This window comes from Vibrio sp. V42_P2S4T144, assembly GCF_009904715.1.
GTDB classification, from domain to species: domain Bacteria; phylum Pseudomonadota; class Gammaproteobacteria; order Enterobacterales; family Vibrionaceae; genus Vibrio; species Vibrio alginolyticus.
The window spans coordinates 1-10,184 of the sequence record NZ_WXWS01000627.1 but is presented as its reverse complement, the minus strand read 5'-3'; the positions used below and the strand labels follow the sequence as shown (position 1 = coordinate 10,184).

9 protein-coding genes are annotated in these 10,184 nt (G+C 45.1%); 6 read left to right on the top strand and 3 right to left on the bottom strand.

Translation table 11 applies throughout. The features are described 5' to 3' along the window. From CAG68_RS20375 to CAG68_RS20365, 3 genes are all read left to right on the top strand, one after another. Positions 1-2,663: EAL domain-containing protein (locus CAG68_RS20375; RefSeq protein WP_161441582.1), on the top strand; the 2,663-nt coding region annotated here is incomplete at its 5' end. 89 nt (positions 2,664-2,752) lie between these two features. After that, positions 2,753-3,532, top strand: coding sequence for a class I SAM-dependent methyltransferase (locus CAG68_RS20370; RefSeq protein ID WP_017821114.1), 780 nt, complete (start codon positions 2,753-2,755; stop codon positions 3,530-3,532). A 186-nt stretch (positions 3,533-3,718) separates the two neighbouring features. Next, positions 3,719-4,291 (top strand): hypothetical protein, encoded by a 573-nt coding sequence (locus tag CAG68_RS20365; RefSeq protein ID WP_017821113.1) that lies wholly within the window; start codon positions 3,719-3,721, stop codon positions 4,289-4,291. Between the two features lie 70 nt (positions 4,292-4,361). On the opposite strand, the gene CAG68_RS20360 is transcribed toward CAG68_RS20365, so the two are convergent. Together CAG68_RS20360 and uspA are read right to left on the bottom strand one after the other, a co-directional pair. Continuing rightward, entirely contained in the window at positions 4,362-5,240 is an 879-nt protein-coding gene (locus CAG68_RS20360; protein ID WP_054730388.1) for a carboxylate/amino acid/amine transporter, read from the bottom strand. Positions 5,241-5,304: 64 nt separating this feature from the next. Continuing rightward, complete coding sequence (uspA, locus tag CAG68_RS20355; protein WP_005379165.1) at positions 5,305-5,730, bottom strand: universal stress protein UspA; 426 nt, start codon at positions 5,728-5,730, stop codon at positions 5,305-5,307. A gap of 282 nt (positions 5,731-6,012) precedes the next feature. Between uspA and ftnA the strand changes: the two genes are divergently transcribed. The 3 genes from ftnA (at position 6,013) to CAG68_RS20340 (ending at position 8,329) form a co-directional block, all read left to right on the top strand. Then, entirely contained in the window at positions 6,013-6,540 is a 528-nt protein-coding gene (ftnA, locus tag CAG68_RS20350; RefSeq protein WP_005379167.1) for a non-heme ferritin, read from the top strand. Between the two features lie 91 nt (positions 6,541-6,631). Continuing rightward, positions 6,632-6,955, top strand: coding sequence for a universal stress protein UspB (uspB, locus tag CAG68_RS20345; protein ID WP_005382937.1), 324 nt, complete (start codon positions 6,632-6,634; stop codon positions 6,953-6,955). Positions 6,956-7,135: 180 nt separating this feature from the next. Next, complete coding sequence (locus tag CAG68_RS20340) at positions 7,136-8,329, top strand: NAD(P)/FAD-dependent oxidoreductase (RefSeq protein WP_005382944.1); 1,194 nt, start codon at positions 7,136-7,138, stop codon at positions 8,327-8,329. Positions 8,330-8,422: 93 nt separating this feature from the next. Here CAG68_RS20340 and CAG68_RS20335 read toward each other — a convergent pair whose 3' ends face one another. Continuing rightward, positions 8,423-9,766, bottom strand: a complete 1,344-nt coding sequence (locus CAG68_RS20335; protein ID WP_086046424.1) for a sigma-54 interaction domain-containing protein — start codon at positions 9,764-9,766, stop codon at positions 8,423-8,425. Positions 9,767-10,184: the final 418 nt, after the last annotated feature.

Genomic DNA, 10,184 nt, shown 5'->3' with positions numbered 1-10,184 from the left:
AAGTTCTCATCGTCAGTGACCACTCGGTGACCGGTGAGGTGTTGCGTTATCAAATCGACAATTTTGTCCTCAAGTTCCCGCAATATCGAGACAAAATCGTACAAGTTGTCCCAGACAGTATCATCGATCTAAAACAACAAGTCGCAAAACTGAGTTCCGATAAAGTCGTCTTGTTCTGGACCTATTACCGAGATAAACAAGGTATGGTTGGCAGCGAGCGTGACTGGGTTGGTGTCAACAAAGTCTCAAACGCGCCGCTGTTTATGGTGCATGACATTGGTTTGGGTCATGGCGCAGTTGGAGGGGTTATTCAAAGTGGTTATCGGCATGGTATTGAGAGTGCAGAGATGCTTGAATTCGTTTTGGATAACCCTGATCAGCCTCTGCCTGCCGTGAAAAAAAGTGATTCTGAAATAAAGCTCGATTACCAAGCGGTAGCGCGTTGGGGATTGGGGGCTGAACAAGAGGTTTCTGCGGTATTTTTTAATAAGCCAATGAAGCTTTCTGAACGTTTTGCCAAGGAAATTCGCCTGTTTGGTAGTCTGTTTGTGGTGATGTCGGTGGTCATTTTGCTGATGGGTTATTATTTACAGCGGATGCGTCGCAGTGAGAGCGCTGCGCGAGAAAGCCAGGCTATTCTAGAATCGATTTTCGATCAGAGCATGCAGTATATGGGCATTTTGGATGCCAACGGTGTGCTTAAATCGGGCAACGATCACCTTCAATCCTTACTTTATCACCAAGGACTGCGCTTAGACCGACCACTTTGGTTTCACCCCAACTGGAGTGAAAAAGCACAAGCGTTGCTTGAGGAGTATTTCCACGCGCCTCACCATCAAGTGTCGACGTTTGAAGCTGAAATTTGGAGTAAAGAACACGGCGCATTGGTGTTAGAAGTTTCGCTCAAGCCTTTTTCTCAGCAAGTAGGGAATCATAAGCAATACTTGTTTGAAGCGCGCGATATTACCAGTCGTAAATTGATGGAGGACAAGCTCTACCAACGTGAGTCAACCCTACGCAACTATTATGAGCAGCAGCCCGTGATGATGGTGACGCTTGATAGTAATAACCGAATTCAAGAAGTGAATCGATTTGCTCAACTACTTCTTGGCTACAAACCGATGGACATGCTCGGACATCGCCTGAGGGAGTTCTATTTTGATGACAAAGTGCTGTTCCCTCGCCAAGTGTTATTGCAACCCAACCAGCAAGTGCATGGTGTTTGGCGACGTGAAGTCGAGTATCGTCATGCAAATGGTCATCGTGTTTGGGTGCGCGAGAATATTCGTCCGCTGAGTGAATCTGAGCAACTGCTGATTGTGGGCGAAGATATTACCGAAACCAAACTGCTTTCCGAGAAATTGGAATACCAAGCTCGCTATGACTTACTGACGGGGACTTATAACAGAAACCATTTTGAACTAGAGCTTAAGACCGCACTGTGCGAAGTGGACAGCCATCGTCGAGTCCACGCAATGTTGTACCTCGACTTAGATCAACTAAAAGTCCTCAATGATACGGTTGGGCATGATGCAGGTGATGCGGCGATTCAATTCTGCGCAAGTATGCTGGAAGGCGCTCTGCCGTACAATTCCATCTTGGCTCGAATGGGAGGCGATGAGTTTGCGGTTTTACTCAAAGACTGTGACGAATATGGCGCCATCAATATTGCCAAACTGATCATCTCGACACTAAGCGAACACCTCTTTATTTGGGAAGACACACGCCTGTTCATCAGTTGCTCAATTGGTATCCGTATCATCGATCATACCGCTGATACGCCACAAATGGTGCACGCTCAAGCAGACTCTGCTTGTCACGCCGCTAAAGAGCAAGGCCGTAACCGCTATAATCTATTCAGCTTAGATAACGAAGAGTTGCAGCGTCGTCAGATGGAAATGCAGAGCGTCAATTTGGTGCATGAGGCATTGTCGAATCAACGTTTAGAACTGTTTGCTCAACCGATAAAAAGCTTACAAAAGCACGAGACTCAAATGTATTTTGAGATTTTGGTGCGTATTCGCAATGGGTACGGTGATTATGTTTCTCCTGCGCTGTTTATCCCTGCTTCCGAGCGCTACAACATTGCCCATTGGATTGATAAGCAGGTTATTACTCAAACGCTAGAGTGGTTTGAACAGCGTCCTGAGGTGATTGAACAGCTTGGTCGCTGTTCGGTAAACCTTTCAGGTCAATCTATGGGGAATCAAGAGTTTATTGACTTCTTATTGGAGCGATTGGAAAGTTCGACTCTGCCGTGTGAAAAAATCTGCTTAGAAATCACCGAGACAGCGGCGATGAGCAATCTGGATCAAGCCATTGAGCTGTTTACCAAGCTAAAGTCTTTGGGTTGCATGATTGCATTGGATGATTTCGGATCTGGATTGTCTTCATTTGGTTACTTAAAGAAACTTCCTGTCGATATCGTGAAAATTGATGGTCTTTTCGTGCAAGATATCAACATAAATGAAATGGACCGCGTGATGGTTCGTTCAATCAATGACTTGGCGAAACAGCTCGGCAAAGTGACGGTGGCGGAGTTTGTCGAAAATGACCAGGTTATGCAGCATTTGATAGACCTCGGTGTGGACTACGGCCAAGGCTACGGTATTGGCCATCCTAAGCCGCTTTCTGAGCTAGTGGAGCAACTGACGGCTGTATAACCTCTGCGTAGCAAGCTCAACCTAGCATTAATAGGTAACTTAGGTATACACTCAGCGCCAGTTACCTCGATTTTTATTGGAGCCTCCTTTTGCAACTGCAATTGATCTGTGAAAACCCGTCTCAACAATCTCATCTTGATGAACTCGCTGCGCGTTGGCGGCTTTCTCATACTGACGATAGCGATTTTGCTTTGGTGCTAACCACCGAGCGTTTGGAGCTACGTAAAGTGGATGAGCCAAAGCTGGGTGCAATCTTTGTGGATTTGATTGGTGGTGCGGTCGGTCATCGTCGCAAGTTCGGTGGTGGTAAAGGTCAGGCAATTGCGAAAGCGGCGGGGTTGAACAAAGGGGCAACGCCAACCGTGTTAGACGGCACGGCAGGTCTTGGTCGTGATGCGTTTGTGCTCGCCTCGCTAGGTTGTAAAGTGCAGATGGTCGAGCGTCATCCAGTCGTAGCGGCTTTGTTAGATGATGGCTTGGATCGAGCGAAACAAGACTCAGAAATCGGCACCTGGGTATCTGAGCGCATGTCGCTAATCCATGCTTCTAGCCATGATGCGCTGGAACAATTGGCGCAAGATAAAGACTTTGTCCAGCCAGATGTGGTGTATCTTGACCCGATGTATCCGCACCCAGAAAATAAAAAGAAGTCGGCGCTCGTGAAAAAAGAAATGCGCGTTTTCCAATCGTTGGTTGGCGCCGATTTGGACGCCGATGGCCTACTAGAACCAGCCATGGCGTTAGCCACAAAGCGTGTAGTAGTTAAACGCCCAGACTATGCTAACTGGCTGAACGAGAAAAAACCGACCATGGCGATTGAAACGAAAAAAAATCGCTTCGATGTCTATGTTAAAGCATCGATGGCATAACTTCCTGACGGCTCAACTTTTCTTGTCACAGTACGGTGTATCGTGCTGTGACTCAGCTTCTCTTTCCTCGTCTCTATTGATAGTTTTCTCTTGCTAATTCCCTTTCCTGACTGTATATCTAACTAAGAATTATTATTATTTCACTTGTTGTGATGCGGTCGATAACTGGGAAGCTGGAGTAGTAGAATGGCTAAACGTTTATGTAAAATGAGTCGCAAACAGATCGCGGCAGAACTTGGTGATATCCATCGTTTAGTTGTCGCACCAAAATTCGTTTGTCGTTCTTGCGCACGCTCTTCATCGGCCAAAGATACCCTTTGTAAGCCAGCCGCAATTCCTCCACAAAAATGCCAAGACAAGCCATTGAGTGAGCAACAAGCATGTGGCTTATTGGTTGAAGCTCTGCCATCACAAGCGATTCCAGTGACCACTAAACAAAGCAACGAAAAAGCCGCGATTGTGAAGCGTGTTGTTGAGCGCGTGAAAGAGAAAAAACAAGCCGAAAAATCTCCGGAGCCAGTAAGAGCCGACGCATCAGTATGGTTTGATTTAGCGGATAAAAAATCGCTCAAGAAAGCGAAAAAAGCACTGAAAAAGCACTATAAGCAGCAAAAGAAGTTGCTAAAAGTGGCGAAAAAACAACAAAAGTTACTTAAGCGTCAGCGTAAACTGGAAGCGCGTAATGCGAAACTAGAAGTGTTGCTGCCAACGCCACCTAATGCTTTGATGAACGCAATCTCACAAGCCAAAGTGCATTAATCAAATAAAAAAAACGCTCTCCAGTCGGAGAGCGTTTTTTATTGTCGAAATGTTTATAGGATTAGCTGCGTTACTTATTGGCGTAGCTCATCTCTACGCGCTTTTTCACCCAGGTTTCGTTAATCCATAGGGATAGCATGATGATCGCACCGCCAATGGCGAGTCGCATGACATCAACATCGCGGTTCCAAATCACAATGTTTACAATCAAGCCCGCCGGAACCAATGCATTGTTCATTACTGCCAGTGCACCTGCGTTCACCATAGTCGCGCCTTTGTTCCAAGCAAAGTAACCAAAACCAGAAGCAATCAACCCAAGGTATGTCAGAATGCCCCATTGTGTTGCAGTGGTAGGTAGTTTGTCGAGGTTACCCATGAGCGCGAAAGCCACGGTTGCTACACAAAGTGCACCTAAGTAGAAGTAGCCAAACACGGTGTGTTGTGGCAAATCGACGGGTTCACTCTCCATGATATATTTGTAGCCCACCTGACCGATGGCAAAGCAGAGGTTTGCTCCTTGTACGACCAAAAAGCCCAGTAGGAAATCTTCATTAATGCCTGCAAATTTAATCCAGGCGGCACCAAATACGGCTATTGCAGCGGTAACTAAGTACCAAGGTGAAAAGCGACCTTTCAATAAGTCATAGATTAGCGTGACGTAAATGGGTGTGAATACGGTGAACAGCAATACTTCTGGCACGGAAAGGAGCAAAAAAGATTGGTAGTAGAAGCAATACATCAAGCCGAGCTGGAAGCCACCGACGGTCATCAGTTTCGCGATCAGGGGTTTGCTAACGCCACGGAATTTCAAAAAGGGAATGAAAACCAGGCTCGCCAGTGCCACGCGCATGAACACCGAGAACCAAGAATCAACCTGACCGGCGAGGTAAACGCCGATCAGGCTAAATGAGAATGCCCAAAGTAGGGTAACTGCGGATAGATAAGCCATGGATGAGAATCTTTATCAACAACAAATGTGCCCGCAGTCTAACCAAGTTTTATCGTTGCGCCAATCAGTCTTTTAGCGGTACGACCAGCATATCGACTGGTGAGCAGTTAATAAGCTGTCGAGTCGAAGATAGAATCTTGCTCCAGAAATCTTGGTGATGACCACAAACCACCAAATCGATACTGTAGTCTTGAATGGTATCGCACAGCTCATTACTCAAATCGCCACTACCGACTAAAGTATGGGCAATTGGGTATTGCGCATATTCTGCGAAGTTTGCCAATTGTGTGCGCGATGCTTCCATTGCTTGATGTTGCGCTTCTGCCATATTGATATCGATAAGCCCGGTGTAGAGTTCTGCGTAGTTCACGTCGATGTGAATAAAAGAGACTTTCGCATCCAGAGGTTTAGCCAGTGATACGGCTTTCTTAATCAACACTTTACTGTCGTCTGAAAGGTCGACTGCCACAAGTATGTGTTTGTAACTCATATTGCTATCTCCTTGTAAGGTCATAGTTTTAGATTAGCACCAACCCCAAAAAAAATTTGCTGAAGTGATCTCATATCGGTGCCGTAGGTACAAAGTCTTGTCTCAGTAATCATGTTATAGTGGCGTTATACCCAAGTGACTTTGATATGCTGAAATAAGCGTAGTGTTACTGACTAGAATTGAAGTGAAACTTCGCCGTGTCTGCCAGACCAAGCTATTCTCGCAGCGTCACTTATTTCGAGGTTACTTGGGTATATTGCATGCACAATAATAGGAGTTAACATGCTGTCTCAAACTATGGTCGAACAATTGAATGAGCAAATTAACCTAGAATTTTTCTCATCCAATCTATACTTACAAATGAGTGCTTGGTGTGAAGACAAAGGTTTTGAAGGTGCGGCTGAATTTTTACGCGCTCACGCCGTAGAAGAAATGGAGCACATGCAACGCCTATTCACTTACGTGAGTGAAACTGGCTCAATGCCAATCTTAGGCGCTATTGATGCGCCAAAGCATGACTTTGCGAGCCTAGGTGACGTTTTCCGCGAGACATTTGAACATGAGCAAATGATCACGGAAAAAATCAACAAACTGGCGCACGTTGCATTTACTAGCCAAGACTACTCAACGTTTAACTTCCTACAGTGGTACGTGTCAGAACAGCACGAAGAAGAGAAGTTGTTTAAAGGGATTTTAGATAAGATCGAACTGGTAGGTGAAGACGGTAAAGCGTTGTTCTTCATCGACAAAGATCTAGCACAAATGGCGAAAGAAGGTTCATCTTCAATCATGGATGCTCCAGCTGCGTAAACGCGTTTTGGGACGTTGTAAGTAGCGGGTAAAGACGAAGTCTTGGTCGTCTTTTTCTCTTGAGCATTGTTGAAGATGTAGGGAGGAAAAGATGATCAGTGGAGACACAATCTTATTTGCGCTAATGGTGGTAACTGGAGTTAATATGATCCGGTATCTCACCGCTCTTCGTTCTCTAATTTATATCATGCGTGAAGCGCATCCGCTGTTATATCAGCAAGTTGATGGTAATGGTTTTTTTACCACTCATGGAAATGTCACCAAGCAGGTGAGGTTGTATCACTACATTAAAAGTAAAGAATATCATCATCACCACGATGAAATTTTTACTGGTAAGTGTGAAAGAGTGCGTGAATTGTTTGTTCTATCGACCGCGTTGCTCGGCGTGACGCTACTTGCAGCCTTCATTCTCTAAGAGTCAATAATCTAGATAGTTGTTCTGTCTGAGATTTTACGGACATACAGAGCGCTTAGAGTTTAAGCGCTTTTCCCTTTCGGTATTTGTCGGTAGAATGTCGCGCCTAGAAAGCAAGGATGTGCAATGTGCACATCCTTTTTTATTTTGATTCGATACCAATCAGTCTAAGAGCTACCGATGAGTAAGAAATTTGATGTTGTTGTAATTGGCGCAGGCGCAGCAGGTTTAATGTGTGCTGCAGAAGCAGGCAAGCGAGGCCGCCGTGTTTTGGTGCTCGATCATGCTAAAAAGCCAGGACGTAAAATCCTTATCTCGGGCGGTGGTCGTTGTAACTTCACTAACTACGACGTTTCAGCTAATCACTATTTGTGTCAAAACCCGCACTTTGTTAAGTCGGCGCTCTCCCAATACACTAACTGGGATTTCATCTCGATGGTGTGTAAACATGGCATTGAGTTCGAAGAGCGTGATCACGGCCAGTTGTTTTGTGTCGATGCATTTACGGCCAAAGATATCGTGAAGATGTTGTTAGCTGAGTGTGACATGCCGAACATCGAGCAGCGTTACCAATGCGATGTTCATTCGATTGAAAAAATTGATGAAGGCTTTCGTTTGCATGCTGGTACTGAGATTGTCGAATGTGAGTCTTTAGTTATCGCAACAGGTGGCTTGTCGATGCCAAAACTGGGAGCGACACCATTTGGTTATAAAGTCGCGGAACAATTTGGTCTTCGAGTTATCCCAACCACGGCAGGGCTTGTACCATTTACTCTGCATAAAGAAGACAAAGAAGACTTTGCTGAGTTATCTGGTATCGCGGTACCTGCGGAAATTACGGCTGAAGATGGCACCATGTTCAAAGAAGCCCTGTTGTTCACACATCGTGGGTTATCTGGTCCAGCAGTGTTACAGATTTCTTCATTCTGGCGGGCCGGACAAAAGGTGTTGATCAATCTTGTGCCAAACGATGATGTTGCTGAGTTATTAGAACGCAGTCGTGAGAAGCATCCAAATCAGTCACTCAAGAATACGCTTGCCAAAGTGCTGCCTAAGCGTCTGGTTGAAGTCTTAATTGAACGTAAAGAGCTAGTCGATAAACCGCTAAAACAGTTCAATCAAAAGGAGCTTGCGGCGATTGTGGAGCGTCTAGAGCATTGGGATATCGCCCCGAATGGCACTGAAGGCTACCGAACCGCGGAAGTGACACTCGGCGGTGTCGATACTGATCACTTATCCTCGAAAACCATGGAATGCAAAGACATTAAAGGGCTTTATTTTATTGGTGAAGTGATGGATGTGACTGGTTGGCTAGGGGGCTACAATTTTCAGTGGTGCTGGTCGAGCGGCTTTGTTGCGGGGCAGTGGGTTTAATCAAACACCAAACGCAGCCTAACTGCATAAAAGATAAGATACAAAAAGAGCACTGAATAAAAGTCAGTGCTCTTTTTGTATTCCCATAGCGAGTTACTCGTCTTGATACTTTTCGAGTTTGTTATAGAGCGTTTTCACGCTAATGCCTAACTCCTGCGCTGATTCCGTTTTATTGCCTTGATTCTCTTCAAGGGTATTGAGAATGGCGGCTTTTTCTAGCTCTTCTAGCGAAACGCCCGCCGGAACAAGGTCTTCGATGCTGGTGCCTGTTTCCAATGGTGGTGTGTCGAAGATCAGGTGTTCATCTCGGATGGTGTCATCAGCCAAAATAAATGCACGCTCGATCGTGTGTTTGAGCTCACGGACATTACCTGGCCAGTCGTGTGCAGCGACTTTTTGGATCGCAGAGTCAAGAATCGTTTTGGTTTTTGCCTCATTGGCGTTGCGGTGCGCGATAAAGTGCTTGGCCAGACCGACGATATCACCGCCTCGTTCTCGCAGTGGCGGTATCGTTAATGGGAAATGCGATAACCGGAAAAACAGATCTTCACGCAGGAACTGCTCCTCAATGGCGATTTTAGGATCACGGTTTGTAGCAGCAATGATGCGAGTATTAGCGATATGAACTGTATTACTGCCAACTGGGCGATACTCTCCGGTTTCTAGCACCCGCAATAGCTTCACTTGATGCTCGATAGGCATCTCGGTGATTTCATCTAAAAATAGGGTGCCGCCCTCTGCCTGCTTAAATACACCTTGGTGAGTTTTATTTGCTCCGGTAAAAGCGCCTTTCTCATGGCCAAACAGTTCACTATCAACCAATTCAGGGCTAATGGCACCACAATTAATCGCTATAAAGGGCTGTTGTTTACGCTCACTCGCTAAGTGGATGGTCTGCGCCACCAGTTCTTTGCCTGATCCACTTTCACCGACAATAAGGACGTTGGCTTCGGTTTTAGCAACGCGCCTGATCATACGATAGAGCTGATGCATCGGAGAGGAAGAGCCGACCAAAAGACCAAATTGGTCAAGATCGCTGGTGGACACTTTACGCCCTTGATCTTGTTTGTGTTGATAGTACTGGCTGACTTCGCTCAGGGTGTCCGTCAGAATGGCAATATCAACGGGCTTTCTGTAGTGAAAAATAGCACCCAAGTTCATCAGCTTATCCAAGTTCTCGTTTGGAGCGCCTGAGCTAATGATGATCAAGTCCATATCGTAGATGTCTTCGATATTAGAAAGACGTTGATAATCTGCACTAGTAAAGTGGGCGACTTCAACAATCGCAACTTCCGGTTTGAGTTGTAGGAAATCTTCAATCCATTGGTCTGCGGCATCGATGTCATGCAGACGAAATTTGTTCAGTTCCTGGCAAGAAGCGATGGCATTTTTAAGTGATGGATCTTGTATTCTTAGAAACAGGCTTGGCATCGACATAGAAATGTCCTCTTTACTATGACAGAAACAATGTACGTGGATTATTCTCACTTCACAAGACAAAATATTGTCAGCATAGATTTAAGGATTTGTTCGATATTTTTATGTTGTTAGCCCCTTTTTGATATATATCGGTGAGAGCCATCAGTAGATATTTCCTTTTGTTCTGATTTTTTTATTTAAAATAATAATTTTGCTATTAATTGATTCTGGAGAAATAGCCTTTCTGTTTTATCAGGTTATTTAGGCACAAGTGACGGAGGCTTTATCACCGATTAAAAATTACATTTATTACGTGTAAATAATTCATGCTTATACTTTATTGCTCATCTCATTTTTACCTCTTTCCTTTATTAGTCACTTAAAAACAATGAGTTATAAAGTTGGCACATGGTTTGCTCCTAGGGAAGTGCAACGT

Coding starts and splice junctions, on each gene's coding strand:
- CAG68_RS20340 (WP_005382944.1), top strand. CDS start 7,136: ATGAGTAAGAAATTTGATGTTGTTGTAATTGGCGCAGGCGCAGCAGGT.
- uspA (WP_005379165.1), bottom strand. CDS start 5,730: ATGAGTTACAAACACATACTTGTGGCAGTCGACCTTTCAGACGACAGT.
- uspB (WP_005382937.1), top strand. CDS start 6,632: ATGATCAGTGGAGACACAATCTTATTTGCGCTAATGGTGGTAACTGGA.
- CAG68_RS20335 (WP_086046424.1), bottom strand. CDS start 9,766: ATGTCGATGCCAAGCCTGTTTCTAAGAATACAAGATCCATCACTTAAA.
- CAG68_RS20365 (WP_017821113.1), top strand. CDS start 3,719: ATGGCTAAACGTTTATGTAAAATGAGTCGCAAACAGATCGCGGCAGAA.
- CAG68_RS20360 (WP_054730388.1), bottom strand. CDS start 5,240: ATGGCTTATCTATCCGCAGTTACCCTACTTTGGGCATTCTCATTTAGC.
- ftnA (WP_005379167.1), top strand. CDS start 6,013: ATGCTGTCTCAAACTATGGTCGAACAATTGAATGAGCAAATTAACCTA.